Annotated in this window: 32 protein-coding genes, 3 pseudogenes and 1 other annotated feature; of the genes and pseudogenes, 19 read left to right on the top strand and 16 right to left on the bottom strand. The window is 50.2% G+C overall.

Annotated elements, in window-relative coordinates; translation table 11 throughout:
• The 8 genes and pseudogenes from BEB54_RS25645 to BEB54_RS29060 all read left to right on the top strand — a co-directional run.
• The coding region (locus BEB54_RS25645) for a DUF932 domain-containing protein (protein ID WP_029398148.1) at positions 1-279 on the top strand (279 nt) is incomplete at its 5' end.
• Positions 280-360: 81 nt separating this feature from the next.
• On the top strand, positions 361-840 hold the full coding sequence (locus tag BEB54_RS25640; RefSeq protein ID WP_105282313.1) for an antirestriction protein: 480 nt from the start codon (positions 361-363) through the stop codon (positions 838-840).
• A 15-nt stretch (positions 841-855) separates the two neighbouring features.
• Positions 856-1,332, top strand: a complete 477-nt coding sequence (locus BEB54_RS25635) for a JAB domain-containing protein (RefSeq protein WP_001186773.1) — start codon at positions 856-858, stop codon at positions 1,330-1,332.
• Between the two features lie 62 nt (positions 1,333-1,394).
• Positions 1,395-1,616 (top strand): DUF987 domain-containing protein, encoded by a 222-nt coding sequence (locus tag BEB54_RS25630; protein ID WP_000692323.1) that lies wholly within the window; start codon positions 1,395-1,397, stop codon positions 1,614-1,616.
• Between the two features lie 73 nt (positions 1,617-1,689).
• Positions 1,690-2,058 carry a type IV toxin-antitoxin system cytoskeleton bundling-enhancing antitoxin CbeA gene (gene cbeA / locus BEB54_RS25625; protein ID WP_001285585.1) on the top strand — a complete coding sequence of 123 codons (369 nt, stop codon included), beginning with the start codon at positions 1,690-1,692 and terminating at the stop codon, positions 2,056-2,058.
• A gap of 88 nt (positions 2,059-2,146) precedes the next feature.
• Positions 2,147-2,520, top strand: a pseudogene (gene cbtA, locus BEB54_RS25620) (type IV toxin-antitoxin system cytoskeleton-binding toxin CbtA).
• A complete protein-coding gene (locus tag BEB54_RS25615; protein ID WP_000988599.1) occupies positions 2,517-2,711 on the top strand; it encodes a DUF5983 family protein in 195 nt (64 codons plus the stop codon). Before cbtA ends, BEB54_RS25615 begins: the two are co-directional and overlap by 4 nt.
• Before the next feature lie 33 nt (positions 2,712-2,744).
• Positions 2,745-2,837 (top strand): annotated as a pseudogene (locus tag BEB54_RS29060) (DUF957 domain-containing protein); the annotation flags it as partial.
• Between the two features lie 288 nt (positions 2,838-3,125).
• On the opposite strand, the pseudogene BEB54_RS25605 reads toward BEB54_RS29060, so the two are convergent.
• Positions 3,126-3,263: pseudogene (locus tag BEB54_RS25605) on the bottom strand (transposase domain-containing protein); the annotation flags it as partial.
• Between the two features lie 62 nt (positions 3,264-3,325).
• Here BEB54_RS25605 and BEB54_RS25600 point away from each other — a divergent pair.
• Complete coding sequence (locus BEB54_RS25600) at positions 3,326-3,508, top strand: EutP/PduV family microcompartment system protein (protein WP_001016348.1); 183 nt, start codon at positions 3,326-3,328, stop codon at positions 3,506-3,508.
• 100 nt (positions 3,509-3,608) lie between these two features.
• Here BEB54_RS25600 and BEB54_RS25595 read toward each other — a convergent pair whose 3' ends face one another.
• The 4 genes from BEB54_RS25595 to dacD form a co-directional block, all read right to left on the bottom strand.
• Complete coding sequence (locus BEB54_RS25595) at positions 3,609-3,938, bottom strand: DUF496 family protein (RefSeq protein WP_000450409.1); 330 nt, start codon at positions 3,936-3,938, stop codon at positions 3,609-3,611.
• 171 nt (positions 3,939-4,109) lie between these two features.
• A complete protein-coding gene (locus BEB54_RS25590; protein ID WP_001200905.1) occupies positions 4,110-5,168 on the bottom strand; it encodes an FUSC family protein in 1,059 nt (352 codons plus the stop codon).
• A 197-nt stretch (positions 5,169-5,365) separates the two neighbouring features.
• Positions 5,366-5,839, bottom strand: a complete 474-nt coding sequence (gene sbmC, locus BEB54_RS25585) for a DNA gyrase inhibitor SbmC (protein WP_001105393.1) — start codon at positions 5,837-5,839, stop codon at positions 5,366-5,368.
• A 118-nt stretch (positions 5,840-5,957) separates the two neighbouring features.
• Complete coding sequence (dacD, locus tag BEB54_RS25580) at positions 5,958-7,124, bottom strand: serine-type D-Ala-D-Ala carboxypeptidase DacD (protein WP_001320295.1); 1,167 nt, start codon at positions 7,122-7,124, stop codon at positions 5,958-5,960.
• 208 nt (positions 7,125-7,332) lie between these two features.
• Here dacD and sbcB point away from each other — a divergent pair, with 208 nt between their 5' ends.
• Positions 7,333-8,760: an exodeoxyribonuclease I gene (sbcB, locus tag BEB54_RS25575; protein WP_000980570.1), complete on the top strand. Its 1,428-nt coding sequence runs from the start codon at positions 7,333-7,335 to the stop codon at positions 8,758-8,760.
• A 42-nt stretch (positions 8,761-8,802) separates the two neighbouring features.
• Here sbcB and tsuB read toward each other — a convergent pair whose 3' ends face one another.
• From tsuB to yefM, 8 genes are all read right to left on the bottom strand, one after another.
• On the bottom strand, positions 8,803-9,030 hold the full coding sequence (gene tsuB / locus BEB54_RS25570) for a thiosulfate utilization sulfurtransferase TsuB/YeeD (RefSeq protein WP_000985273.1): 228 nt from the start codon (positions 9,028-9,030) through the stop codon (positions 8,803-8,805).
• Between the two features lie 13 nt (positions 9,031-9,043).
• The gene (gene tsuA / locus BEB54_RS25565; RefSeq protein WP_000492321.1) at positions 9,044-10,102 is read right to left on the bottom strand and encodes a thiosulfate utilization transporter TsuA/YeeE; all 1,059 of its coding nucleotides are present in this window, start codon (positions 10,100-10,102) and stop codon (positions 9,044-9,046) included.
• A gap of 178 nt (positions 10,103-10,280) precedes the next feature.
• A complete protein-coding gene (gene plaP, locus BEB54_RS25560; RefSeq protein ID WP_000019197.1) occupies positions 10,281-11,639 on the bottom strand; it encodes a putrescine/proton symporter PlaP in 1,359 nt (452 codons plus the stop codon).
• Positions 11,629-11,691, bottom strand: a complete 63-nt coding sequence (yoeI, locus tag BEB54_RS25555; protein WP_010723108.1) for a membrane protein YoeI — start codon at positions 11,689-11,691, stop codon at positions 11,629-11,631. The genes plaP and yoeI overlap by 11 nt, the downstream gene beginning before the upstream one ends.
• Before the next feature lie 214 nt (positions 11,692-11,905).
• Positions 11,906-12,835: a LysR substrate-binding domain-containing protein gene (locus BEB54_RS25550; RefSeq protein WP_000803351.1), complete on the bottom strand. Its 930-nt coding sequence runs from the start codon at positions 12,833-12,835 to the stop codon at positions 11,906-11,908.
• A gap of 45 nt (positions 12,836-12,880) precedes the next feature.
• Complete coding sequence (locus BEB54_RS25545; RefSeq protein WP_000754737.1) at positions 12,881-13,705, bottom strand: SDR family oxidoreductase; 825 nt, start codon at positions 13,703-13,705, stop codon at positions 12,881-12,883.
• Positions 13,706-13,787: 82 nt separating this feature from the next.
• Entirely contained in the window at positions 13,788-14,042 is a 255-nt protein-coding gene (gene yoeB, locus BEB54_RS25540; RefSeq protein WP_000767829.1) for a type II toxin-antitoxin system mRNA interferase toxin YoeB, read from the bottom strand.
• A complete protein-coding gene (gene yefM, locus BEB54_RS25535) occupies positions 14,039-14,290 on the bottom strand; it encodes a YoeB-YefM toxin-antitoxin system antitoxin YefM (RefSeq protein WP_001259255.1) in 252 nt (83 codons plus the stop codon). Before yefM ends, yoeB begins: the two co-directional genes overlap by 4 nt.
• A 283-nt stretch (positions 14,291-14,573) precedes the next feature.
• Here yefM and hisL point away from each other — a divergent pair, with 283 nt between their 5' ends.
• The 9 genes from hisL to hisIE all read left to right on the top strand — a co-directional run bounded on the left by hisL (position 14,574) and on the right by hisIE (position 21,803).
• Entirely contained in the window at positions 14,574-14,624 is a 51-nt protein-coding gene (gene hisL / locus BEB54_RS25530; protein ID WP_001364200.1) for a his operon leader peptide, read from the top strand.
• Positions 14,600-14,723, top strand: a sequence feature (His leader region). Its footprint overlaps the gene before it by 25 nt.
• Before the next feature lie 46 nt (positions 14,724-14,769).
• Positions 14,770-15,669: an ATP phosphoribosyltransferase gene (gene hisG / locus BEB54_RS25520; protein WP_000131782.1), complete on the top strand. Its 900-nt coding sequence runs from the start codon at positions 14,770-14,772 to the stop codon at positions 15,667-15,669.
• Positions 15,670-15,674: 5 nt separating this feature from the next.
• Positions 15,675-16,979: a histidinol dehydrogenase gene (hisD, locus tag BEB54_RS25515; RefSeq protein ID WP_001403116.1), complete on the top strand. Its 1,305-nt coding sequence runs from the start codon at positions 15,675-15,677 to the stop codon at positions 16,977-16,979.
• Entirely contained in the window at positions 16,976-18,046 is a 1,071-nt protein-coding gene (hisC, locus tag BEB54_RS25510) for a histidinol-phosphate transaminase (protein ID WP_000108952.1), read from the top strand. Before hisD ends, hisC begins: the two co-directional genes overlap by 4 nt.
• Complete coding sequence (hisB, locus tag BEB54_RS25505) at positions 18,046-19,113, top strand: bifunctional histidinol-phosphatase/imidazoleglycerol-phosphate dehydratase HisB (protein ID WP_105282312.1); 1,068 nt, start codon at positions 18,046-18,048, stop codon at positions 19,111-19,113. The genes hisC and hisB overlap by 1 nt, the downstream gene beginning before the upstream one ends.
• Positions 19,113-19,703: an imidazole glycerol phosphate synthase subunit HisH gene (gene hisH / locus BEB54_RS25500; protein ID WP_001103560.1), complete on the top strand. Its 591-nt coding sequence runs from the start codon at positions 19,113-19,115 to the stop codon at positions 19,701-19,703. The genes hisB and hisH overlap by 1 nt, the downstream gene beginning before the upstream one ends.
• Positions 19,703-20,440 carry a 1-(5-phosphoribosyl)-5-[(5-phosphoribosylamino)methylideneamino]imidazole-4-carboxamide isomerase gene (gene hisA / locus BEB54_RS25495; RefSeq protein ID WP_000586445.1) on the top strand — a complete coding sequence of 246 codons (738 nt, stop codon included), beginning with the start codon at positions 19,703-19,705 and terminating at the stop codon, positions 20,438-20,440. The genes hisH and hisA overlap by 1 nt, the downstream gene beginning before the upstream one ends.
• Positions 20,422-21,198, top strand: a complete 777-nt coding sequence (gene hisF, locus BEB54_RS25490; RefSeq protein WP_000880182.1) for an imidazole glycerol phosphate synthase subunit HisF — start codon at positions 20,422-20,424, stop codon at positions 21,196-21,198. Before hisA ends, hisF begins: the two co-directional genes overlap by 19 nt.
• A complete protein-coding gene (hisIE, locus tag BEB54_RS25485; RefSeq protein ID WP_021554456.1) occupies positions 21,192-21,803 on the top strand; it encodes a bifunctional phosphoribosyl-AMP cyclohydrolase/phosphoribosyl-ATP diphosphatase HisIE in 612 nt (203 codons plus the stop codon). Before hisF ends, hisIE begins: the two co-directional genes overlap by 7 nt.
• 95 nt (positions 21,804-21,898) lie before the next feature.
• Here hisIE and wzzB read toward each other — a convergent pair whose 3' ends face one another.
• From wzzB to gndA, 3 genes are all read right to left on the bottom strand, one after another.
• A complete protein-coding gene (gene wzzB, locus BEB54_RS25480; RefSeq protein WP_001350693.1) occupies positions 21,899-22,879 on the bottom strand; it encodes an LPS O-antigen chain length determinant protein WzzB in 981 nt (326 codons plus the stop codon).
• Between the two features lie 145 nt (positions 22,880-23,024).
• Entirely contained in the window at positions 23,025-24,191 is a 1,167-nt protein-coding gene (ugd, locus tag BEB54_RS25475; protein WP_021554457.1) for a UDP-glucose 6-dehydrogenase, read from the bottom strand.
• 248 nt (positions 24,192-24,439) lie between these two features.
• Entirely contained in the window at positions 24,440-25,846 is a 1,407-nt protein-coding gene (gndA, locus tag BEB54_RS25470; protein ID WP_021554458.1) for an NADP-dependent phosphogluconate dehydrogenase, read from the bottom strand.
• Positions 25,847-26,064: the final 218 nt, after the last annotated feature.

Here is a 26,064-nt window from a genome sequence, read left to right as displayed (position 1 = left end):
GCGCTGGCACAGGCGGCACTGACTTACCGTTATGGTGACGAACATCAGCCCGTCACCACCGCCGACATTCTGACGCCGCGACGCCGGGAGGATTACGGTAAGGACCTGTGGAGCGCATATCAGACCATCCAGGAGAATATGCTGAAAGGCGGGATTTCCGGTCGCAGTGCAAAAGGAAAACGTATCCATACCCGGGCCATTCACAGCATTGATACCGACATTAAGCTCAATCGCGCATTGTGGGTGATGGCAGAAACGATGCTGGAGAGCCTGCGCTGATGCCGTTTCCCTGAGTGAGGGAATCATTCAGCTTTCGTTCCTGAAAAACACACATTTATTTGTTATTTAAGGAGTTATCTCATGAAAACCGTTTCTCAGAATACCCCCACAATTTATTCAGCTACAACACCAGAGAATAATCCGCCTCAGTTGGTTGCCAGCCTCGTCCCTGATGAACAGCGCATCAGCTTCTGGCCGCAGCATATTGGCCTCATTCCACAGTGGGTGACCCTGGAGCCCCGTGTCTTCGGCTGGATGGACCGTCTGTGCGAAGACTACTGCGGTGGTATCTGGAATCTGTACACCCTGAACAACGGCGGGGCATTTATGGCACCCGAACCGGATGACGATGATGACGAAACATGGGTACTGTTCAATGCCATGAACGGTAACCGCGCAGAAATGAGCCCGGAAGCCGCCGGTATTGCCGCCTGTCTGATGACGTACAGTCATCATGCCTGTCGTACGGAGAATTATGCCATGACGGTCCATTATTACCGGTTGCGGGATTACGCCCTGCAGCATCCGGAATGCAGCGCCATTATGCGCATCATCGACTGAATGGAGAGAAGCACAATGCAACAACTTTCCTTTCTGCCCGGAGAGATGACGCCCGGCGAGCGCAGCCTCATTCAACGGGCCCTGAAAACCCTGGACCGCCATCTTCATGAACCCGGCGTGGCCTTCACCTCCACCCGTGCAGCACGGGAATGGCTGATTCTGAACATGGCGGGACTGGAGCGTGAAGAATTCCGGGTGCTGTATCTGAATAACCAGAATCAACTGATTGCCGGTGAAACCCTCTTTACCGGCACCATCAACCGCACGGAAGTCCATCCCCGGGAAGTGATTAAACGCGCCCTGTACCACAATGCCGCTGCCGTGGTGCTGGCACACAATCACCCCTCCGGTGAAGTCACACCCAGTAAGGCAGACCGCCTTATCACGGAACGTCTGGTACAGGCACTGGGCCTGGTGGATATCCGGGTGCCGGACCATCTGATAGTCGGTGGCAACCAGGTTTTCTCCTTTGCCGAACATGGTCTGCTTTAACCCTTCACAACCACATCACACCTGTTTTCACTTTTATCTTCTGTCTTCAGAGGTATCCCATTATGAAAATTATCACCCGTGGTGAAGCCATGCGTATTCACCAACAACATCCGACATCCCGTCTTTTTCCGTTCTGTACCGGTAAATACCGCTGGCACGGCAGTGCTGAAGCGTATACCGGTCGTGAAGTGCAGGATATTCCCGGTGTGCTGGCCGTGTTTGCTGAACGCCGTAAGGACAGTTTTGGTCCGTATGTCCGGCTGATGAGCGTCACCCTGAACTGAGTGGGAATTCTGATGAGCAGAATTATCGCCACTACCGGACCATTCTTAGCCGATTTTCTGTAAGGATTTTATCGTGTCAGACACACTCCCCGGGACAACACTTCCCGACGACAATCACGACCGCCCCTGGTGGGGGCTACCCTGCACCGTGACGCCCTGTTTCGGGGCACGTCTGGTGCAGGAGGGTAACCGGTTGCATTACCTTGCCGACCGCGCCGGTATCAGAGGCCTGTTCAGCGATGCAGATGCGTACCACCTGGACCAGGCCTTTCCGCTGCTGATGAAACAACTGGAACTCATGCTCACCAGCGGTGAACTGAATCCCCGCCATCAGCATACCGTCACGCTGTATGCAAAAGGGCTGACCTGCAAAGCCGATACCCTCAGCAGTTGTGGTTACGTTTATCTGGCTGTTTATCCGACGCCCGAAATGAAAAATTAACTCTCCAGAATAGCCTTCTGCTACGGCCTGGTGTTTTCACCACGCCACTTTTCCATTTTTATATCTGCATATCAGGAAAATCTTCAGTATGAAAACATTACCTGTATTACCCGGGCAGGCGACCAGTTCTCGCCCGTCTCCTGTTGAAATCTGGCAGATACTGCTGTCCCGACTGCTGGACCAGCACTATGGCCTCACACTGAATGACACACCTTTTGCCGATGAACGTGTGATTGAGCAGCATATTGAGGCAGGCATTTCACTGTGTGATGCGGTGAACTTTCTCGTGGAAAAATACGCGCTGGTGCTACCGACCAGCCGGGATTCAGCGCCTGTACCCGGTCTCAGTTAATAAACAGCATCGATATCCTCCGGGCTCGCAGGGCGACCGGCCTGATGACCCGCGACAATTACAGAACGGTAAATAACATTACCCTGGGTAAGTATCCGGAGGCGAAATGATGACACTGGAAGCCGACAGCGTTAACGTACAGGCGCTGGATATGGGGCACATTGTCGTTGACATTGATGGTGTTAATATCACTGAACTGATTAATAAGGCCGCTGAAAAAGGTTATTCACTCCGCGTGGTGGATGACCGTGACTCTACCGAAACACCGGCAACTTATGCCAGCCCTCACCAGTTGCTGTAAGACAATGCAGTGATGCAGGGTATAGTGCCATTAACCACAGAAACAGCACTGTTGTCCTGTATTAAGCAGGCAAGAGAAGATGTCCTTACCCTGCGCCATCTGCAGCTTCTGCACCAGAACCGGTGAATCTCACTCAACAGGCTTCATTTCCCCTGACGCCAGCCTGAATACAGCTGGCGTTTTCATTTATAAACAGAAAGGAAAACCGATAATAATGGAATGGACGCCCCGACCATGAAGCAACGGTAGGATATTACTGATAAACCTTCCAGTGGAGGTGCGTTATGGCCGTTTTAACGATTAGCATTGACCTGACAAAAAATGAATTCCAAATCCACGGTCTGGGTAGGAACAGAAAAATCTAAGCTCAGAAAACGGATTAAAGTAAGCGTCAACGGAGCACCGTATTGACGCTTATTTATTGGTGAGAACTACGTTCCATGGCAGGAGTTCGTCAACACGGTTGGAGGGCCATTCCGGCAGTATGCTCAGAATATGGCGCAGATACGCTTCCGGATCGATACCGTTCAGACGGCAGGTGCCTGCTTTTCCGGCAACAAGCAGGAATCTCAGCGCTGAAGCAGGAATTAGAGGTAAAAACGCCCTACCGGGCCATGAATCACCCGGTCATTGGAGTAGTAACCAAAGCAGATTTAGCCAGCATGGAACAAATATCTTTGGTGAAAAGTTGGTTACGGGAAGCTGGAGCGCACAACGTGTTAGTAACCAGTGCAGTTAATAACAATGGAGTTACAGAACTTTTTGCCTTGCTGCATACAGAAGAAGGCTGTTGTTAATTTCGATTGGTTCTCAGATGAGAATGATGACGGTGATACACAGATAAGAATCAATGAGCAATGAGGGTTGCCGGGCAACCCTCATTGAATAAAACGGGAATTACTTCGCTTCGCCGTTTTTCATTTCGCCCATAGCTTTCAGCTTTTTGGAGATATCGCGGCGTTCTTTGGAGAGCTCGGCATTTTTGATGATGTAATCGTCAACGCGATCTTCATAGTCACCTTTCATGCTGGCGATGATGCCCTGGATTGCTTCAACGCTCATCCCTGGCTTGATGTAATCGCTCAGGTTGTCCAGCAACAGGACGCGCTTCTGGTTGTCACGGATCTTTTTCTCAACGTCCTGAATTTCACGTTGCAGTTTGTTCTTACGACGGAACAGACGAACAAATTCCAGTACGTCCTGGAATGAAGGCTTGGTAGTTTCCATTTTTATACCCCTGATAATGTGAGAGTCGGATTCGTTTAAGCAACCGCTATTCGTTAGGGCCAACATTACTCATAGCTGCCGCAGATGACAATGCTTTTATCCCTTTTCACTATCATACCCTTTATCCTTGCTGAATCGAAGCAGCAGCAAGATGATTCTGAAGTTCAGGAATTATTTGCGCAAGGCCCGGCAAATCAGATTCGATAGCAACTCAAGCTGATGTGCCGTTTCCATGTTCAGCCACACATAACCATAGATTGGTGTTTCCACAACCTTCAGGTCATGGTGGTTATTCAGCAACTGACGCAGCTCTTCCACAGCATCGTTCAATTTTTCCGTATTGGCAAAAACCGGCTGCGGATTACCTTCGTACAGCGCATGAACAAGGCTCAGCAGTATTTGCTGCATCATATGCTGGGTATCACGAAGTTTTTGCGCGTTCAATAACACGAAATGGCTGGGGCGCGTGGCCCAGTATGCATTGATTTGCAACTCCAGCATACAAACCAGATTGCGATTAATGGTCTGGATACCTTCATATATCGATTTTGGAATACGGGTTTCTTTGCTGGCGGGCGCAATCAGCCCACGCATTTTCACGGCATCGGTCAGGAGTTTTTGTAGATGGCTTTCCAGACGCGGGCGTTCGAGTAAGTTCGGTGAGAATGCAGATTGATAGACCCGATTATACTCGGTCAGACTTTTTGCCAGTTGAATGCGCCAGTGGATGAACGCCCGTTGTGGCCAGATACCGGTAAACAACATTGCCAGTAAAGAGCCGAGGATCACATCGCCGCTTCGCCATAACGCCGTATTAATTTCACCTGTCGGGGAACCAACAACAATTGCCAGCGTCACCCCAATCAATAAACCTTGATACGGTTTCTTGCCCAGCGCCAGCCAACCGCAAAGAAACATAGCCGCCGCGCACCAGACTAACATCAGCGGTAACGAGATTAACTCCAGTTGCAGAGCGATAAGACCTAAAATCGACCCCAACACCGTACCGCCAATACGTTCGAATGCGCGAGGGACAACGTTCCCCCAGAACGAGATTGGCCCCATAATCACCACCATGGTGACCAGCGGCCAGGTGCTTTCCGGGATAGTAAACAGGCGGATAATGAGAAAAGTGAGCAGGAATGCCAGCGCGACCCGAGTACCATGCACAATGCGGTAATGGCGGTATACCCGGATTTCAAACGGGCTTAATGACTTATCGGCACGCACGCAGAAACTCCGTAATGAAGATTAAAAGCGCTCATAACTCATCTGTCGGCCAGAAGGCGCGCCTCTGAATTATCCGACGGACAAACCGGGAACAGTGTAATTTCCCGGCAGGAGCGAAAAAATTGAAAGGCGCATCTTACTCTTTTCGCTTTCAAAAAAAGAGTGGTCTTCGCGTCAACACACCGCCCTGAGATGAATTAGTGATGTTTTGGCTGCACCGCAACATACATTTCGATATCCCAGTACCCATCTTCCGCGCCATTGTTCAAGTAAACCTCGAAGCAGGGCTTTGGTAACATTTCATAAGCACTGTCCTGCAAGAGGCTATTAAAGAACTGATACCAGGGTTTAGCAAAATCATCACCGACTACACGAGCCACCGCCACCGCATATTGACCACCTGAAATTTCTGTCAGAATGACGCCCTCACTGTTTTCGGGGAGCGTAAAGTTATTCGGTACCGTCACGACGGTGTCGCAGCGTAATTTTTCGGCGGGTGTTTCATCCGGATTGTCGTAATAGACAGCAACCCACTCCTTCGGCACAATATTTTTGCTATCTACCCACATCATCAACTGCTCAAAACCTTTCTTTACCGTCTGTTCCCACGGGCCAACGAGATGGAAACCTGCAACGGTACGTTTATCTTCCTGCTTAATCTCGTAGTTCATGACGCCTCCATTATTACTGTTTTTATATACAGTATAGTTGCAATATTAAAACCACAAGGAATGAGTGTTGATTATGCGAGCAGACTCGCACTCCTGCCAGTCTGCTGCAAAAGAAAGGTCAGGCCTTATGGTGGAAATAATCACTCAGGCGAGAAAACATGCTGCCTTCCCCGACAGATTCCAGGGTAACCAGCGGCCAGTGCGCCACCTGTTTATCACGGTCGTAAAGTTCAATTTCCCCTACCCGCTGATGGGCGCTAATTGGCGCGGTGAGCTCTTTACCATTAAGGGTATATTTGGCTTTGATATGTGGAATTTCGGCTTTCGGTAGCACCATCCAGAACTCTTGTTCCGTTCCCAGGGCGATATTTTCTTTATCACCATACCAGATGCGTTCCGTACCGACCTTTTTCCTACGGTGCAAAATTTGCACCGTAGTAAAGTTTTGTTGCCCCCAACGCAGTAATTTTTTTGCCTCTTCCTCACGACCTTTTGCGCTGTCAGCACCCATTACCACTGCAATGAGGCGACGCTGCCCGTCTACAGCCGAAGCAATAAGATTAAACCCGGCACCAGAAGTATGGCCCGTTTTCAGGCCGTCAACATTCATGGTCTTATCCCACAATAACCCGTTACGGTTTTGCTGGGTGATACCGTTCCAGGTGAGGCTTTTCTCACTGTACATATGATAAAACTCGGGCTCGCCGTGGATGATAGCGCGAGAAAGCACGGCTAAATCATAAGCCGAGCTATGCTGGCCAGGTGCATCCAGACCATGCACTGTTTCAAAATGCGTATCCTTGAGATGCAGCTTCTCGGCATAGTTGTTCATCATTTCAACAAACTGCCGTTGCCCACCGGCAATATAGTCAGCCAGAGCAACACACGCGTCATTTCCGGAATCCACAATTAAACCTCGGCTTAAATCACGTACCGATACGCGATCGCCCTCTTTCAAAAACATCAGTGAAGAACCGACAAACACCGGATTATCTTTCGCCCACGCATCACGCCCCACGGTGACAATATCGTCTGGCGTAATGCGATGACTATCGATAGCGCGATCCACGACATAGCCCGTCATCAGCTTTGTCAGGCTGGCGGGATTGCGCTGTTGATGCTCATTACCCGCGGTGAGAATCTGACCGGTGGTGTAATCCATCAATACCCAGGACCCGGCATGAATCTCTGGAGGCTGAGGTGAAAAAGGAATGTTTTCCGCCGCAAAACCAGACGATAAATTAAAAACGAACAAAGAAGCAGCAATAATAAGACGGCGTTTCAACAGCAAACCCTCAGGTGTTTCAAATAGCTGTTCTTTTTACGGAAATACTTATGAACTGGCTGGAATAAAGTGCAAGAAAATGTGACTACTATCTCATTTTTATCTGACATGATCTGTTGTCACTCGCTGCCAAATTGTCGCGCTAAAGCTGATTAGCACGGTGATATTTGATACTCTGGCAGGCAGCAGAAATAACGGATTTAACCTAATGATGAATGACGGTAAGCAACAATCTACCTTTTTGTTTCACGATTACGAAACCTTTGGAACGCACCCCGCGTTAGATCGCCCTGCACAGTTCGCAGCCATTCGCACTGATAACGAATTCAATGTCATCGGCGAACCCGAAGTCTTTTACTGCAAGCCCGCGGATGACTATTTACCCCAGCCTGGAGCAGTATTAATTACCGGTATTACCCCGCAGGAAGCACGGGCGAAAGGAGAAAACGAAGCCACGTTTGCCGCCCGTATTCACTCGCTTTTTACCGTACCGAAGACCTGTATTCTGGGCTACAACAATGTGCGTTTCGACGACGAAGTCACACGCAACGTTTTTTATCGTAATTTCTACGATCCTTACGCCTGGAGCTGGCAGCATGATAACTCGCGCTGGGATTTACTGGATGTTATGCGTGCCTGTTATGCCCTGCGCCCGGAAGGAATAAACTGGCCTGAAAATGATGACGGTCTACCGAGCTTTCGCCTTGAGCATTTAACCAAAGCGAATGGTATTGAACATAGCAACGCCCACGATGCGATGGCTGATGTGTACGCCACTATTGCGATGGCGAAACTGGTAAAAACGCGTCAGCCACGCCTGTTTGATTATCTCTTTACCCATCGTAATAAACACAAACTGATGGCGTTGATTGATGTTCCGCAGATGAAACCCCTGGTTCACGTTTCCGGAATGTTTGGGGCATGGCGCGGCAATACCAGCTGGGTGGCACCGCTGGCGTGGCATCCAGAAAATCGCAATGCCGTAATTATGGTGGATTTGGCAGGAGACATTTCGCCATTACTGGAACTGGATAGCGACACATTGCGCGAGCGTTTATATACCGCAAAAACCGATCTTGGCGATAACGCCGCCGTTCCGGTTAAGCTGGTGCATATCAATAAATGTCCGGTGCTGGCCCAGGCGAATACGCTACGCCCGGAAGATGCCGACCGACTGGGAATTAATCGTCAGCATTGCCTCGATAACCTAAAAATTCTGCGTGAAAATCCGCAAGTGCGCGAAAAAGTGGTGGCGATATTCGCGGAAGCCGAACCGTTTACGCCTTCAGATAACGTGGATGCACAGCTTTATAACGGCTTTTTCAGTGACGCCGATCGCGCAGCAATGAAAATTGTGCTGGAAACCGAGCCACGTAATTTACCGGCACTGGATATCACTTTTGTTGATAAACGAATTGAAAAACTGTTGTTCAATTATCGGGCGCGCAACTTCCCGGGGACGCTGGATTATGCCGAGCAGCAACGCTGGCTGGAGCACCGCCGCCAGGTATTCACACCCGAGTTTTTACAAGGCTATGCAGAAGAGATTCAGATGCTGGCGCAGCAGTATGCCGACGATAAAGAAAAAGTGGCGCTGTTAAAAGCGCTTTGGCAGTACGCGGAAGAGATCGTCTAGTTTGAAGCCTCCGCCGCTGATACGGCGGAGGACAATGTTGGGTCAGGCTTTTTGAACGGTGATGCTCCACGCAGCATCGCCAATCTGCTGATAATCGGTGATGGCATGTCCTTCTTCTGCCGCCCATTGTGGGATTGCTTCTGTTGCCTGGGTGCAATCAAACTCAATTACCAACTCATCGCCGCTGGCCATTTCTGCCAGTGCTGCTTTTGCTTCTATGAGTGGAAACGGACAGACCTGCGTCACCACATCCAGCTTTTTAATCGCCATCTTTACACCTTACTTAATTTGCCGCAGCAGTTGCCAGTCGCGCCTTACGCTGCGGTCGAACATACACAAGCCAGGACGCAGTCCAGACTCCGAGAATCATAAATACAAGGCCAATCCAGCCCTGCCAGGTCATCATTGCAGTCATAACCAGTCCATTACCGATAGAGCAACCACCTGCAATACTGGCACCGAAGCCCATCAGTACACCACCTAACCCGCTACGTAATGTTGTTTGTGCATCAGCTGCGCGAACGCGGAACTCACGGCTCGCTTTGGCTGCAATAAATGACCCCACGAAGATCCCTAACACCAGGAAAACGCCCCAGTTAATGTATTTCACGTCACCCGCGACCAGAAATTGCAGAATATTGGCCGTTGGGGAAGTGATTCCTAACCCAAACATGCGTCCGGTTGCTTCACTCAGGGGCCAGGCTAAAAGCGCAATCAAACCGATGAGTACAGCAGTGACAAAGGGATGCCAGCGTTTTTCAAACAGAATATGAGCGATCCCGGTTCGGCGCGGCGGTAAGGTCGCGACTTTGAGTTTTGGCTTCTTCAACTCTTTCATCACCACCCAGAGCGTTATCACCAGCAAAACGGTAACCAACGGCCACACAGACAAATTAAAAGTCTCAGCAATAGAGTTATGTTCAGTACTGTAGTGCTGCAAGGTTTGATTTAAACCACTGGCGTGTGGAGAACGCATCACCGCACTCATCACCATATAAGTGAAAAGCGCGATCCAACTGCCGATCAATCCCTCACCCGCGCGATACCAGGTCCCGGTGGCACATCCACCCGCCAGAACAATTCCCAGCCCGAAAAGATACCCACCTATAACAGTACCAAGCCACGGGAACGCCCCGGCTTCGTAAGTCAGTAGGCCCGCCTGAATTAACGCAAAAACCCCCACGCTTTGTACCGAAATTGCAATCAGCAAGGCGTAAAACATGCGATTATTTTTCGCGATATACATATCGCGAAAACCACCTGTCAGGCAAAAACGCCCACGCTGCATGACAAATCCCAGCAGAGCACCACAAATTAGCCCGCTTAATATCATTGAAAACATAAATTAATTAACCAGATGAATGTTAATAGGGAAATTATTCATGACTGGTGGAATGCAGACCAATAACCAAATTCTCTAAATTAGAACAAATGGTTATTAATGAGGATGTCGATAAAAAAGAATAAAAAAACCGGAGCCCAATATTCATTCGACTCCGGTTTATTATTACAAAAGATGATTACGCTACGTCTTCGTACTGCGGAACCGGGTTACGGAAACTCTTGGTGACGCAAGCCAGGTAAATCAGACCGATAGCCGCCCAGATCAGACCCAGAACCATTGAGCTTTCTTCCAGGTTAACCCACAGCGCACCAACGGTCAGCGCACCACACATCGGCAGGAACAGATACTGGAAGTGATCTTTCAGCGTCTTGTTACGCTTCTCACGGATCCAGAACTGCGAGATGACCGACAGGTTAACGAAGGTGAACGCCACCAACGCACCAAAGTTGATCAGCGCTGTAGCCATTACCAGGTCGAAGTTGATTGCCAGCAAGGCAATCGCGCCAACCAGGATGATGTTCATCGCCGGAGTACGCCATTTCGGGTGTACATAACCGAAGAAGCTTTTCGGGAATACGCCGTCACGCCCCATTACGTACATCAGACGCGCAACGCCTGCATGCGCCGCCATACCGGACGCCAGTACGGTAATGGTGGAGAAGATCAGCGCACCAACCTGGAATGCTTTACCTGCAACATACAGCATGATTTCAGGCTGTGACGCATCCGGATCTTTAAAGCGAGAGATATCCGGGAAGTACAGCTGCAGGAAGTAAGTTGCAAAGATGAAGATCATGCCGCCAATCAGCGCGGTCAGGAAAATCGCACGCGGGATCACGCGCTCTGCATCTTTGGTTTCTTCCGACAGGTTGCTGATGCCGTCAAAGCCGGTAAAGGAGAAGCACAGGATTGTCGCCCCGGTAATCATCGGGATAACATGCGCATCGCCAGACCAGAACGGACGAGTGCTCGCCAGCGTACCAGCGCCTTCACCTTCAAATACGCCATAAACAACCATGCCCAGAATCACCGCGATCAGCACTACCTGCAACACGACGATTACAGTGTTGAAGTTCGCTACGGATTTCAGACTACGCAGGTTAAAGGCGGTCATAAAGGCCACCAGCGCCACCACAAACATCCACGATGGGATGGAAGGCACCAGAGCTTCAAAATAGATTTTCGCCAGCAGAATGTTGATCATCGGCGCGAACAGATAGTCGAGCAGAGAAGACCAACCCACCATAAAGCCGACAGTCGGGCTAATGGATTTCTGGGCGTAAGTGTATGCAGAGCCAGCAGAAGGATAGCGGCGAACCAGCTTCCCGTAGCTCAGAGCCGTAAACAGGATCGCAATCAATGCGAACGCATAGGCTGTCGGCACATGACCATCCGTGAGGCCTGAAACGATACCAAAAGTATCAAACAGCGTCATCGGCTGCATATAGGCAAGACCCATCATTACAACCGGAACTAACGTAAGCGTTTTACGCAATTCCACGCGAGAGGTGTTTGGAGTAACGTTATGCGACATGGTCATTCTCCTTTACGGTGATAACCGTCGCGTAAGCAAAAAATTGCCCCATTTTTTTGGATTCCTCAGCGACAACAACTGTCGATTTTTAGTAAATATCTATCCGGTACGAAGCCCGGCCTCTTGGTATGAATGATTGGTTTGAAGCAAAAAATAACCGACGCTGATGAAACGTCGGTTTTTAGTCATTTTTTGACAGCGGCGCATTGTGCCTAAATGGGGGGGAAATGACAAGAGAATGAGAGGCTTGTCATAATAATTTTTCTTTAAATGGCTGATTTTCCGTCATCAGATTTTGCATAAACACCGGCGATCGCACTATTTGCTAAAATTTCGTCCCGCCACCAACCACTGGCAAGCCCCGCGGTCTGTTCATTCCAGCCAATCCAGACGGGTTCAAAGAGGGTTTGGGCGACCACTTTCTTCTCGATTAACGCACCACTATCGAGAAAACGTTGCGCCAGATAACGGGGTAAATAGCCGCAGCCGAGGCCGCTAATTTGCAGCTCCAGCTTGGTTTTAAAATCGAAAACGGTAATAGCTTCTTGTTCGTCGAGAAGTTGTGAGGCCGTAGAAGCGCCGGCCTGTGCAGTGTCCCCCACCACAATCGCCCGATATCGTTTAATGATACGACGGTTTAACGGTTCTTCTTCCAGGGCTAACGGATGATGAGGCGCGACCGCAAAGACTTGTTCCAGATCGCCCAACCGAGAGAAACCAAACTCACTGGAAGATGGTGGCTCATGCATCGCGCCAACAATAATATCCGCTCGCCCCTGAGTCAGGGCATCCCATGAACCACCGAGTACACCATTGATAAACTTCAGGCGCGTCACGCTATGATGTTGATAAAAAGCCTCAATGAGTGGCGCAAGCAGAGAAAAAGGGAAGGTGTCGTCCACGCCAATCACCAGCTCGTTTTCCCAGCCTTCATGCAGTTTGATCGCCTGCTTTTCCAGTTCTCGCACGGTATGCAGAACTTCCCGCCCTTTCTCTAATAACATTTTTCCGGTGCGGGTGAATTTAGCGCGGTGTCCGCTGCGATCAAGCAATTGAATATTAAGGTCGCTTTCCAGCTTGTGAACGGTGTAACTCAGAGCGGACGGCGTCTTGTAGAGTTTGGCCGACGCCGCCGCAAAACTGCCTTCTTTTTCTAAGGCATCGAGGATCATCAACACATCCAGCAGTGGTTTCATACACGCCCCCTTGCAGTATATGCGGCGTCCTGCTGGCGTGATCGTTTACTCCAGCGGCATTACCAGCGGATCGGGATACTGGTATTCAAATCCCAGTTCATTACAAATCCGACTGCCATCAATAATCTTACCTTTGCCGCTGTCCAGACTATTTCTGAACTGCGGAGGTTCCAGCCCCAATAAACGGGCCATCTGCGGATAGAAAACATTACGCGCAGGGTGAGCTGGCGCACATATATTATAGATGTGTCCGCCTTTAGGTGCCTGTAACAACAGAGTGATAGCGCCAATAACATCTTCTAAATGGACTAAATTAACACCATGTTCACCATCAGGGGCGGTTTTTCCGGCAAAGAAGCGTCCGGGATGACGTCCCGGTCCGACCAGGCCCGCAAGACGCAGAATATCGACCGAAGTACCGGGTAAATTGTGCAGCCAGTCTTCGAGTTCTTCTAATACTCGTCCACTGTTGGTCACCGGATTACGCGGGGTGGTTTCTTTCACCGTGCCTTGCGCGTCGCCATAGACAGATGTCGAGCTGGTAAAAATAATGCGGGGAATACGATGGGCCAGCGCGCTATCCACTAACTCTTGTACCGCTTGTAAATAGAACTCATCGCCGGGGCCGCTACGACGTGCCGGAAGCGTAATGACCAGCGCATCGGCATCCATCAGGGCATCCAGATCGTCAGAATCGCAAACTAACTCAGGCTCCATGCGAAGCAGATAGCTATCAATGCCACTCATTCGGGCCGCTTCGACACCATCTTGTGTGGTTTTACTCCCGGTGACTTGCCAGCCTCGCGCTGAAAGTGACATCGCCAGCGGCATGCCTAACCACCCTAACCCGACAATTGCGACCTTTTTCATCCGTTATCTCCTGATACACCTTAGATCTATAAGGCTACGCTAGCGTATCAAAACTGACAATTCATTCTATGAATGAATCTGTTCAATAATGATAACGACATGCTGCAATGAGCAGTGAATCATCAGTAACCGCGTATACCAGACGGTGCTCCTCTGTAATGCGTCGGGACCAGAAACCTGACAAATTATGTTTCAGGGGTTCTGGTTTCCCCTTACCTTCAAATGGTGTTCTGCGGGTATCTTTGATAAGTTCATTGATCTTTTTAACAATTCGCTTATCTGTTTCCTGCCAGTACAGATAATCATCCCATGATTCCTCAGACCAGATTAGTTTCACTCAATAATGTCCTTTTCCGTTCCTTTGCCTGATTTCAGGCTATCGATTGAGTCCATCAATCTCCGGGCGTTAGCGGGGGAACGCAGTAGATAAGCCGTCTCTTCCAGCGAGTTGTATTCTTCGAGTGACATCAGAACACAAGCCTCTCCATTCTGACGAGTAATAAGGATCGGGGCATGATCTTCAACGGCTTTCATCATTGTTGCCGACAAATTCTGACGCGCTTCGCTGTAACTAATTGTACGCATGTCAATCTCCTCTTTTGTACAGCTTATTGTACAATGATAGACGTTGATTCACTATTTATTAATTAGTTTGTAGATCAAGACATTGTCAGTGAGACGAAAAATCTAGGCTTCGCTATTTTGGGTACCGTCAGGTTAGAGGACAGTCCTCTTAGCGCCCTCCTTTCCCCGCTCATTCATTAAACAAATCCATCGCCATAAAATATATAAAAAAGCCCTTGCTTTCTAACGTGAAAGTGGTTTAGGTTAAAAGACATCAGTTGAATAAACATTCACAGAGACTTTTATGACACGCGTTCAATTTAAACACCACCATCATCACCATCATCCTGACTAGTCTTTCAGGCGATGTGTGCTGGAAGACATTCAGATCTTCCAGTGGTGCATGAACGCATGAGAAAGCCCCCGGAAGATCACCTTCCGGGGGCTTTTTTATTGCGCGGTTGATAACGGTTCAGACAGGTTTAAAGAGGAATAAGAAAATGACAGACAACACTCGTTTACGCATAGCTATGCAGAAATCCGGCCGTTTAAGTGATGACTCACGCGAATTGCTGGCGCGCTGTGGCATTAAAATCAATCTTCACACCCAGCGCCTGATCGCGATGGCAGAAAACATGCCGATTGATATTCTGCGCGTGCGTGACGACGACATTCCCGGTCTGGTAATGGACGGCGTGGTAGACCTTGGAATTATCGGCGAAAACGTGCTGGAAGAAGAACTGCTTAACCGCCGCGCCCAGGGTGAAGATCCGCGCTACTTTACCCTGCGTCGACTGGATTTCGGCGGCTGCCGCCTTTCGCTGGCAACGCCGGTTGATGAAGCCTGGGACGGCCCGCTCTCCTTAAATGGTAAACGTATCGCCACCTCTTATCCTCACCTGCTCAAGCGTTATCTCGACCAGAAAGGCATCTCTTTTAAATCCTGCTTACTGAACGGTTCTGTTGAAGTCGCCCCGCGTGCCGGACTGGCGGATGCGATTTGCGATCTGGTTTCCACCGGTGCCACGCTGGAAGCAAACGGCCTGCGTGAAGTCGAAGTTATCTACCGCTCGAAAGCCTGCCTGATCCAGCGCGATGGCGAAATGGAAGAATCCAAACAGCAACTGATCGACAAACTGCTGACCCGTATTCAGGGTGTGATCCAGGCGCGCGAATCAAAATACATCATGATGCACGCACCGACCGAACGTCTGGATGAAGTCATCGCCCTGCTGCCAGGTGCCGAACGCCCAACCATTCTGCCGCTGGCGGGTGACCAACAACGCGTAGCGATGCACATGGTCAGTAGCGAAACCCTGTTCTGGGAAACGATGGAAAAACTGAAAGCGCTGGGTGCCAGTTCAATCCTGGTCCTGCCGATTGAGAAGATGATGGAGTGATCGCCATGAGCTTTAACACAATCATTGACTGGAATAGCTGTACTGCGGAGCAACAACGCCAGCTGTTAATGCGCCCGGCGATCTCCGCTTCTGAAAGCATTACCCGCACTGTTAACGATATTCTCGATAACGTGAAAGCACGCGGCAATGAGGCCCTGCGGGAATACAGCGCGAAGTTTGATAAAACCACGGTTACCGCACTGAAGGTGTCTGCTGAGGAAATTGCCGCCGCTAGCGAACGCCTGAGCGACGAGCTAAAACAGGCGATGGCGGTGGCAGTAAAGAATATTGAAACCTTCCACACTGCGCAAAAACTGCCGCCGGTAGATGTAGAAACGCAGCCAGGCGTGCGTTGCCAGCAGGTCACGCGCCCGGTCGCTTCAGTTGGGTTGTATATTCCTGGCGGCTCCGCCCCGCTCTTCTCAACGGTATTAATGCTGGCAACTCCGGCGCGTATTGCGGGCTGTAAAAAAGTGGTGTTGTGCTCACCGCCGCCGATTGCCGATGAGATCCTTTATGCGGCGCAGCTGTGCGGTGTGCAGGACGTGTTTAACGTCGGCGGCGCACAGGCCATTGCCGCGCTGGCGTTTGGTACGGAATCTGTGCCGAAAGTGGACAAAATCTTCGGGCCGGGTAACGCCTTTGTCACCGAAGCGAAACGTCAGGTGAGCCAGCGTCTGGACGGTGCGGCGATCGATATGCCCGCAGGCCCGTCGGAAGTGCTGGTGATTGCTGACAGCGGCGCTACGCCGGATTTCGTGGCTTCTGATTTGCTTTCTCAGGCTGAACACGGCCCGGACTCACAGGTGATTTTACTGACGCCCGATGCTGATATGGCGCATCAAGTTGCCGAGGCCGTCGAACGCCAACTGGCAGAACTGCCGCGTGCCGAAACCGCCCGCCAGGCACTGAGCGCCAGCCGCCTGATCGTGACTAAAGATTTAGCGCAGTGCGTAGAGATTTCCAACCAGTACGGCCCGGAGCACCTGATCATTCAGACCCGCAACGCCCGCGAACTGGTCGATGGCATCACCAGCGCCGGTTCGGTATTTCTTGGTGACTGGTCACCGGAATCGGCAGGCGACTATGCCTCCGGCACTAACCATGTTCTACCGACTTACGGTTACACCGCCACCTGTTCCAGCCTCGGGCTGGCAGATTTCCAGAAGCGCATGACCGTGCAGGAACTCTCGAAAGAAGGCTTTTCCGCGCTGGCTTCGACCATTGAAACACTGGCCTCCGCCGAGCGCCTGACCGCCCATAAAAATGCCGTTACTTTGCGTGTTAACGCCCTTAAGGAGCAAGCATGAGCACCGTGACTATTACCGATTTAGCGCGTGAAAACGTCCGCAACCTGACGCCGTATCAGTCAGCGCGTCGTCTGGGCGGTAACGGCGATGTCTGGCTGAACGCCAACGAATACCCCACTGCCGTGGAGTTTCAGCTTACTCAGCAAACGCTCAACCGCTACCCGGAATGCCAGCCGAAAGCGGTGATTGAAAATTACGCGCAATATGCAGGCGTAAAACCGGAGCAGGTGCTGGTCAGCCGTGGCGCGGACGAAGGTATTGAACTGCTGATTCGCGCTTTTTGCGAACCGGGTAAAGACGCCATCCTCTACTGCCCGCCAACGTACGGCATGTACAGCGTCAGCGCCGAAACGATTGGCGTCGAGTGCCGCACAGTGCCGACGCTGGACAACTGGCAACTGGACTTACAGGGCATTTCCGACAAGCTGGACGGCGTAAAAGTGGTCTATGTTTGCAGCCCCAACAACCCGACCGGGCAACTGATCAACCCGCAGGATTTTCGCACCCTGCTGGAGTTAACGCGCGGTAAGGCGATTGTGGTTGCCGATGAAGCCTATATAGAGTTTTGTCCACAGGCATCGCTGGCTGGCTGGCTGGCGGAATATCCGCACCTGGCTATTTTGCGCACACTGTCGAAAGCTTTTGCTCTGGCGGGCCTTCGTTGCGGATTTACGCTGGCAAACGAAGAAGTCATCAACCTGCTGATGAAAGTGATCGCCCCCTACCCGCTCTCGACGCCGGTCGCCGACATTGCGGCCCAGGCGTTAAGCCCGCAGGGGAGCGTCGCCATGCGCGAACGGGTGGCGCAAATTATTGCAGAACGCGAATATCTGATTGCCGCATTGAAAGAAATCTCCTGCGTGGAGCAGGTTTTTGACTCTGAAACCAACTACATTCTGGCGCGCTTTAAAGCCTCCAGTGCAGTGTTTAAATCTTTGTGGGATCAGGGCATTATCTTACGTGATCAGAATAAACAACCCTCTTTAAGCGGCTGCCTGCGAATTACCGTCGGAACCCGTGAAGAAAGCCAGCGCGTCATTGACGCCTTACGTGCGGAGCAAGTTTGATGAGTCAGAAGTATCTTTTTATCGATCGCGATGGAACCCTGATTAGCGAACCGCCGAGTGATTTTCAGGTGGATCGTTTTGACAAACTCGCCTTTGAACCGGGCGTGATCCCGGAACTGCTGAAGCTGCAAAAAGCGGGCTACAAACTGGTGATGATCACTAATCAGGATGGTCTTGGAACACAAAGTTTCCCGCAGGCGGATTTCGATGGCCCGCACAACCTGATGATGCAGATCTTCACCTCGCAAGGCGTGCAGTTTGATGAAGTGCTGATTTGCCCGCACCTGCCCGCCGATGAGTGCGACTGCCGTAAACCGAAAGTAAAACTGGTGGAGGGTTATCTGGCTGAGCAAGCGATGGATCGTGCCAACAGTTATGTAATTGGGGATCGCGCGACCGACATTCAACTGGCGGAAAACATGGGCATTAATGGTTTACGCTACGACCGCGAAACCCTGAACTGGCCAATGATTGGCGAGCAATTCACTAAACGAGACCGTTACGCCCATGTAGTGCGCAACACCAAAGAGACGCAGATTGACGTCCAGGTGTGGCTGGATCGCGAAGGTGGCAGCAAGATTAACACCGGCGTTGGCTTCTTTGATCACATGCTGGATCAGATCGCCACCCACGGCGGTTTCCGCATGGAAATCAATGTCAAAGGCGACCTCTATATCGACGATCACCACACCGTCGAAGATACCGGCCTGGCGCTGGGGGAAGCGTTAAAAATTGCCCTCGGCGACAAACGCGGTATTTGCCGCTTTGGTTTTGTGCTGCCGATGGACGAATGCCTTGCCCGCTGCGCACTGGATATCTCTGGTCGCCCGCACCTGGAATATAAAGCCGAATTTACCTACCAGCGCGTGGGCGATCTCAGCACTGAAATGATCGAGCACTTCTTCCGTTCGCTCTCTTACTCTATGGGCGTGACGCTACACCTGAAAACCAAAGGTAAAAACGATCATCACCGTGTAGAGAGCCTGTTCAAAGCCTTTGGTCGCACCCTGCGCCAGGCCATCCGCGTGGAAGGCGACACCCTGCCCTCGTCGAAAGGAGTGCTGTAATGAACGTGGTGATCCTTGATACTGGCTGCGCCAATTTGAACTCGGTGAAGTCAGCCATTGCGCGTCACGGTTATGAACCCAAAGTCAGCCGTGACCCGGACGTGGTGTTGCTGGCCGATAAACTGTTTTTACCCGGCGTTGGCACCGCACAAGCAGCGATGGATCAGGTGCGTGAGCGCGAGCTGTTTGATCTCATCAAAGCCTGTACCCAACCGGTGCTGGGCATCTGCTTAGGGATGCAACTTCTGGGGCGGCGCAGCGAAGAGAGCAACGGCGTCGACTTGCTGGGCATCATCGACGAAGACGTGCCGAAAATGACCGACTTTGGTCTGCCACTGCCACATATGGGCTGGAACCGCGTATATCCGCAGGCAGGCAACCGCCTGTTTCAGGGGATTGAAGACGGCGCGTACTTTTACTTTGTTCACAGCTACGCAATGCCAGTTAATCCGTGGACCATCGCCCAGTGTAATTACGGCGAACCGTTCACCGCGGCGGTACAAAAAGATAACTTCTACGGCGTGCAGTTCCACCCGGAGCGTTCTGGTGCCGCTGGCGCTAAGTTGCTGAAAAATTTCCTGGAGATGTGATGATTATTCCGGCATTAGATTTAATCGACGGCACCGTGGTGCGTCTCCATCAGGGCGATTACGGCAAACAGCGCGATTACGGTAACGACCCGCTGCCGCGCTTACAGGATTATGCCGCACAAGGTGCCGAAGTGCTGCACCTGGTGGATCTGACCGGGGCAAAAGATCCAGCAAAACGTCAAATCCCGCTGATTAAAACCCTGGTGGCGGGCGTTAACGTTCCGGTGCAGGTTGGCGGCGGCGTGCGTAGCGAAGAAGACGTGGCGGCGTTACTGGAAGCGGGCGTTGCGCGCGTGGTGGTTGGCTCCACCGCGGTGAAATCACCAGAAATGGTGAAAGGCTGGTTTGAACGTTTTGGTGCCGATGCCTTAGTGCTGGCGCTGGATGTCCGTATCGACGAGCAAGGCAACAAGCAGGTGGCAGTCAGCGGCTGGCAAGAGAACTCAGGCGTTTCGCTGGAACAACTGGTGGAAACCTATCTGCCCGTCGGCCTGAAACATGTGTTGTGTACCGATATCTCGCGCGACGGCACGCTGGCAGGTTCTAACGTCTCTTTATATGAAGAAGTGTGCGCCAGATATCCGCAGGTGGCATTTCAGTCCTCCGGCGGTATTGGCGACATTGATGATGTTGCTGCTCTACGTGGTACTGGCGTGCGCGGCGTAATAGTTGGTCGGGCATTACTGGAAGGTAAATTCACCGTGAAGGAGGCCATCGCATGCTGGCAAAACGCATAATTCCGTGTCTCGACGTTCGTGATGGTCAGGTGGTGAAAGGCGTACAGTTTCGCAACCATGAAATCATTGGCGATATTGTACCGCTGGCAAAACGCTACGCCGAAGAAGGTGCAGACGAACTGGTGTTCTACGATATCACCGCTTCCAGCGATGGCCGTGTGGTAGATAAAAGCTGGGTATCTCGCGTGGCGGAAGTGATCGACATTCCGTTCTGTGTGGCGGGTGGGATTAAGTCTCTGGAAGATGCCGCGAAAATTCTTTCCTTTGGCGCGGATAAAATTTCCATCAACTCGCCTGCGCTGGCGGACCCGACGTTAATTACTCGCCTGGCGGATCGCTTTGGCGTGCAGTGTATTGTGGTCGGCATTGATACCTGGTACGACGCCGAAACCGGTAAATATCATGTGAATCAATATACCGGCGATGAAAGCCGCACCCGCGTTACTCAGTGGGAAACTCTCGACTGGGTACAGGAAGTGCAAAAACGCGGTGCCGGAGAAATCGTCCTCAACATGATGAATCAGGACGGCGTGCGTAACGGTTACGATCTCGAACAGCTGAAAAAAGTGCGTGAAGTTTGCCACGTCCCGCTCATTGCCTCCGGTGGCGCAGGCACCATGGAACACTTTCTCGAAGCCTTCCGCGATGCCGACGTTGACGGCGCGCTGGCAGCTTCCGTATTCCACAAACAAATAATCAATATTGGTGAATTAAAAGCGTACCTGGCAACACAGGGCGTGGAGATCAGGATATGTTAACAGAACAACAACGCCGCGAACTGGACTGGGAAAAAACCGACGGACTTATGCCGGTGATTGTGCAACACGCGGTATCCGGTGAAGTGTTAATGCTGGGCTATATGAACCCGGAAGCCTTAGATAAAACCATCGAAAGCGGCAAAGTCACCTTCTTCTCGCGCACTAAACAGCGACTGTGGACCAAAGGCGAAACGTCGGGCAGTTTCCTCAACGTAGTAAATATTGCGCCGGACTGCGACAACGACACGCTACTGGTACTGGCGAATCCCATCGGCCCAACCTGCCACAAAGGCACCAGCAGCTGCTTCGGCGACACCGCTCACCAGTGGCTGTTTCTGTATCAACTGGAACAACTGCTCGCCGAACGCAAATCTGCCGATCCAGAAACCTCCTACACAGCCAAACTGTATGCCAGTGGCACCAAGCGCATCGCACAGAAAGTGGGTGAAGAAGGCGTGGAAACTGCGCTGGCCGCGACGGTCAATGACCGCTTCGAATTAACCAACGAAGCCTCTGATTTGATGTATCACCTGCTGGTGCTGTTACAGGATCAGGATCTGGATTTCACGACGGTAATTGAGAACCTGCGTAAACGACATCAGTGAGTTGCGGGGTAAGCGGATGCGATATTGTTGTCGCATCCGGCAAAAAAACGGGCAAGGTGTCACCACCCTGCCCTTTTTCTTTAAAACTGCAAAGATTACTTCGCGTTGTAATTGCGTAGAGCGTTACGCCCCAACACAATCCCCGCGCCAACCATGCCGCCCAGCAGCACTGCCAGAATCAATGTAATTGCCTTTTTCGGACTATCGCGACGAATAGGTAACGTCGGTTTCATCACATAACGGTAAGCATGAATATCAAGATCATCAACTTTTAAGCTTTCGATATCCAGCAGGTTTTGACGAGTCTGATAGTAGTTTGGTGAGAACACCAACGGACGGGTCGCCTCATGCTTAATCATCGACTCCAGCGCTTCGCTCCCCAAAAGGAACAACGTATCTTGCGTGATATCTTCGCCAGTCTGTTGAATTTGCGGTTTTGTCACCTGCGCCTGATTCGCATACTGCAACGCTTCCTGAATCTGACGGATACGCAGATCTTTCTGCTCTTGCGCGACTACTTCCTGAGTTCTTAAAGAGTCCTGCAAGTTTTTCCGTCCCAGAGCAATGTTGTCCTTGAGATCCTTTTCTAACTCTTGATTCACTTTATCGTCAACTTGCTGAATGTATTGGGCCAACTTCATTTGTGCGCCCTCTGCAGTTTGCCCAACATAAGAAACGGTCAATGGTAATTGCTGGTTCTTAACAGAAGGTTCGATGGTAAGTTTTTCTGGTTCTTCCTGATTATCCAGCGTTTCTGCTAATGCAGAGAAGGCAGAACTGAAGCGACCAATTAACGTCTCCTGCAAATCCGATACTTTCGGTGCAGCCTGACCATAGATAACATTCATGGCATTGTTATAGCCAGCAATTTGCCCCACATCGGGCTGAGTGATAATTGCTGTTGACGTCCATTTCTCCTTCGCTACTGCCAAATATCCAATAGCCAGGGCAATAGCCACAATGACGGAAATGATGATTGTCATCTTGCCACGCCACAACTGCACTAGTAAATCAATCAAATCAATCTGTTCCGGGTCATGGTTTTGCCCAGAAACATTATTATTTTCTACTCTCATCATTACCCTAACTGACGGAAATTTCCAAGTCCGCATAGTTTAGCGATAATCCTCATGAATGCTATAGGATAATTGATAAAAATAATGAATTGTTACGCAAGTAACAAAAGACAATCAGGGCGTAAATAGCCCTGATAACAGGATGTTAGTCGCTGCCAAAGAGATCGCGGGTGTAGACCTTATCTGCCACATCTTTAAGCTCTTCTGCCATACGGTTGGAAATAATGACGTCGGCTTGTCGTTTGAAGATGGCGAGATCGCGTTCCAGGCGAGAGTTGAAGAATGAGTCTTCTTTCATCACCGGCTCGTAAATGATCACTTCAACGCCTTTCGCCTTGATACGTTTCATAATCCCCTGAATGGAAGACGCGCGGAAGTTGTCTGAACCGCTCTTCATAATCAGACGATAAATACCCACCACTTGCGGCTTGCGTGACAAAATGGCATCGGCAATAAAATCTTTACGCGTGCGGTTAGCATCGACAATTGCCGAGATCAGGTTATTCGGCACAGACTGGTAGTTCGCCAGTAACTGCTTGGTATCTTTCGGCAGACAATAACCACCATAACCAAACGACGGATTGTTGTAATGGTTGCCAATACGTGGGTCGAGACAAACGCCTTCGATTATTTGACGGGAATTCAGACCTAAACTTTCTGCATAGCTATCCAGTTCGTTAAAGTACGCCACGCGCATCGCCAGGAAGGTGTTTGCAAAAAGTTTAATCGCTTCTGCTTCAGTGGAGTCGGTAAACAGGGTCGGGATATTTTGCTTAATCGCTCCTTCCTGTAACAGAGCAGCAAAACGTTCTGCGCGTTCTGAACGCTCACCGATGACAATACGTGAAGGATGGAGATTATCGTAAAGGGCTTTACCCTCACGGAGAAATTCCGGGGAGAATATAATATTTTCAGTGCGATATTTCTTATGCATCGCTGCGGTAAAACCAACGGGAACCGTTGATTTGATCACCATAACCGCATAAGGATTTATCTCAACTACGTCTTTAATTACTGATTCTACACTGGATGTATTGAAATAATTAGTTTTAGGATCATAGTCGGTTGGAGTGGCGATGATGACATAATCAGCATCCCGGTAGGCTTCATTTTTATCTAATGTGGCATTAAAGTGTATTTTATCTGATTGCAAAAACTGCTGAATTTCCTTATCAACAATAGGAGATATCCGATCATTCAGCATAGCAACGCGTGACGGTAAAATATCTAATGCCACAACCTCATGATTTTGTGCGATTAGAAGCCCGTTTGACAAGCCTACATAGCCAGTACCGGAAATGGTAATTTTCATTTCATGCTCTCAGAATTAACTTAACTGTGAATCATGATGTTTTTAGCATCCTGATAAGAGTTAAAAGTTTTAACGCTACGTTGTCAGATGGTCAACGCAACGAAAAACAATTCAGATTTTCTTTATAAGAATAGCTGATATTTATTAAGTTAATATTAAGCAGTGAAATTTAGTCTATAAGATGTTTGGCAAAAAAAAGCCCGGTGCAATATACGCCGGGCCTCAATCTTATTGTTGGTTAAATCAGATTAATCCAGCCATTCGGTATGGAACACGCCTTCTTTATCAATACGCTTATAAGTATGCGCACCAAAATAGTCACGCTGTGCCTGGATCAGGTTCGCAGGCAGAACAGCGGCGCGGTAGCTGTCGTAATAGGCAACCGCAGCAGCGAAGGTAGGAACAGGGATACCGTTCTGTACTGCATAAGCAACGACATCACGCAGCGCCTGCTGGTAGTCATCGGCAATTTGCTTGAAGTACGGAGCCAGCAGCAGGTTAGCGATCTGCGGATTTTCGGCATATGCATCAGTGATTTTCTGCAGGAACTGCGCACGGATGATGCAGCCAGCACGGAAAATCTTCGCGATTTCGCCGTAGTTCAGATCCCAGTTGTACTCTTCAGACGCAGCACGCAGCTGAGAGAAGCCTTGGGCGTAAGAAACGATTTTGCCCAGATACAGAGCACGACGAACTTTTTCGATGAACTCAGCCTTGTCGCCAGCTGGCTGCGCTTGCGGGCCAGAGAGAACTTTAGACGCGGCAACGCGCTGATCTTTCAGAGAAGAGATGTATCGTGCAAACACAGACTCGGTAATAAGCGACAGTGGTTCACCGAGATCCAGCGCGCTCTGGCTGGTCCATTTACCGGTACCTTTGTTAGCCGCTTCATCCAGGATCACATCAACCAGGTAGTTACCGTCTTCATCTTTTTTAGTAAAGATGTCTTTGGTGATGTCGATCAGGTAGCTGCTCAGTTCACCGTTATTCCACTCGGTAAAGGTCTGCGCCAGTTCTTCGTTGGTGAAGTTCAGGCCACCTTTAAGCAGAGAATAGGCTTCAGCAATCAGCTGCATATCGCCGTATTCAATACCGTTGTGAACCATCTTCACATAGTGACCTGCACCATCGGCACCAATATAGGTAACGCATGGCTCGCCGTCTTCAGCCACTGCGGCGATTTTGGTCAGGATCGGCGCAACCAGTTCATAGGCTTCTTTCTGCCCACCAGGCATGATGGAAGGTCCTTTCAGCGCGCCTTCTTCACCACCGGAGACACCGGTACCAATGAAGTTAAAGCCTTCGGCAGAAAGCTCACGGTTACGACGAATGGTGTCCTGGAAGAAGGTGTTACCACCATCAATGATGATGTCGCCTTTATCGAGATATGGTTTGAGGGAATCAATAGCAGCATCCGTGCCTGCACCTGCTTTCACCATTAACAGGATGCGACGAGGCGTTTCCAGAGATTCAACAAACTCTTTCACCGTATAGTAAGGAACCAGTTTCTTGCCTGGATTTTCGGCAATCACTTCTTCCGTCTTTTCACGGGAACGGTTGAAAATAGAGACGGTATAACCACGGCTTTCGATGTTGAGCGCAAGGTTGCGCCCCATCACTGCCATACCGACGACGCCGATCTGTTGCTTTGACATTGTTTACTCCTGTCAGGGGGTTACCGCATATAAGTAGCGGCTTGTATGAAAACCTTTAAAATATACCAGTATGCAATATAAAAGTTACAATTTACGCATAAAAAATTTAATAAATTTTGTCACTCATTAGCCTCATAATTTTATAAAACAATAACCATAACAAAGCTGATAGAACTGCAACAAAAGTTGAATATAAAATCCATTTAAAAAAATCATTT

It is taken from the genome of Escherichia sp. MOD1-EC6021 (assembly GCF_002965245.1).
Classification (GTDB): Bacteria; Pseudomonadota; Gammaproteobacteria; order Enterobacterales; family Enterobacteriaceae; genus Escherichia; species Escherichia coli_F.
The sequence above is the reverse complement of the archived record's forward strand: the minus strand, read 5'-3'. Positions and strand labels throughout refer to the sequence as shown.

Bases quoted from the DNA above. Each gene is read 5' to 3' on its own strand.
- BEB54_RS25635 (WP_001186773.1), top strand. From the start codon at position 856: ATGCAACAACTTTCCTTTCTGCCCGGAGAGATGACGCCCGGCGAGCGC.
- BEB54_RS25600 (WP_001016348.1), top strand. From the start codon at position 3,326: ATGAATCACCCGGTCATTGGAGTAGTAACCAAAGCAGATTTAGCCAGC.
- tsuA (WP_000492321.1), bottom strand. From the start codon at position 10,102: ATGTTTTCAATGATATTAAGCGGGCTAATTTGTGGTGCTCTGCTGGGA.
- BEB54_RS25630 (WP_000692323.1), top strand. From the start codon at position 1,395: ATGAAAATTATCACCCGTGGTGAAGCCATGCGTATTCACCAACAACAT.
- BEB54_RS25595 (WP_000450409.1), bottom strand. From the start codon at position 3,938: ATGGAAACTACCAAGCCTTCATTCCAGGACGTACTGGAATTTGTTCGT.
- hisG (WP_000131782.1), top strand. From the start codon at position 14,770: ATGACAGACAACACTCGTTTACGCATAGCTATGCAGAAATCCGGCCGT.
- hisD (WP_001403116.1), top strand. From the start codon at position 15,675: ATGAGCTTTAACACAATCATTGACTGGAATAGCTGTACTGCGGAGCAA.
- hisF (WP_000880182.1), top strand. From the start codon at position 20,422: ATGCTGGCAAAACGCATAATTCCGTGTCTCGACGTTCGTGATGGTCAG.
- BEB54_RS25615 (WP_000988599.1), top strand. From the start codon at position 2,517: ATGATGACACTGGAAGCCGACAGCGTTAACGTACAGGCGCTGGATATG.
- hisIE (WP_021554456.1), top strand. From the start codon at position 21,192: ATGTTAACAGAACAACAACGCCGCGAACTGGACTGGGAAAAAACCGAC.
- yefM (WP_001259255.1), bottom strand. From the start codon at position 14,290: ATGCGTACAATTAGTTACAGCGAAGCGCGTCAGAATTTGTCGGCAACA.
- BEB54_RS25640 (WP_105282313.1), top strand. From the start codon at position 361: ATGAAAACCGTTTCTCAGAATACCCCCACAATTTATTCAGCTACAACA.
- hisA (WP_000586445.1), top strand. From the start codon at position 19,703: ATGATTATTCCGGCATTAGATTTAATCGACGGCACCGTGGTGCGTCTC.
- BEB54_RS25545 (WP_000754737.1), bottom strand. From the start codon at position 13,705: ATGAAAAAGGTCGCAATTGTCGGGTTAGGGTGGTTAGGCATGCCGCTG.
- sbcB (WP_000980570.1), top strand. From the start codon at position 7,333: ATGATGAATGACGGTAAGCAACAATCTACCTTTTTGTTTCACGATTAC.
- plaP (WP_000019197.1), bottom strand. From the start codon at position 11,639: ATGTCGCATAACGTTACTCCAAACACCTCTCGCGTGGAATTGCGTAAA.
- wzzB (WP_001350693.1), bottom strand. From the start codon at position 22,879: ATGAGAGTAGAAAATAATAATGTTTCTGGGCAAAACCATGACCCGGAA.
- BEB54_RS25550 (WP_000803351.1), bottom strand. From the start codon at position 12,835: ATGAAACCACTGCTGGATGTGTTGATGATCCTCGATGCCTTAGAAAAA.
- hisB (WP_105282312.1), top strand. From the start codon at position 18,046: ATGAGTCAGAAGTATCTTTTTATCGATCGCGATGGAACCCTGATTAGC.
- ugd (WP_021554457.1), bottom strand. From the start codon at position 24,191: ATGAAAATTACCATTTCCGGTACTGGCTATGTAGGCTTGTCAAACGGG.
- tsuB (WP_000985273.1), bottom strand. From the start codon at position 9,030: ATGGCGATTAAAAAGCTGGATGTGGTGACGCAGGTCTGTCCGTTTCCA.
- gndA (WP_021554458.1), bottom strand. From the start codon at position 25,846: ATGTCAAAGCAACAGATCGGCGTCGTCGGTATGGCAGTGATGGGGCGC.
- hisH (WP_001103560.1), top strand. From the start codon at position 19,113: ATGAACGTGGTGATCCTTGATACTGGCTGCGCCAATTTGAACTCGGTG.
- hisC (WP_000108952.1), top strand. From the start codon at position 16,976: ATGAGCACCGTGACTATTACCGATTTAGCGCGTGAAAACGTCCGCAAC.
- sbmC (WP_001105393.1), bottom strand. From the start codon at position 5,839: ATGAACTACGAGATTAAGCAGGAAGATAAACGTACCGTTGCAGGTTTC.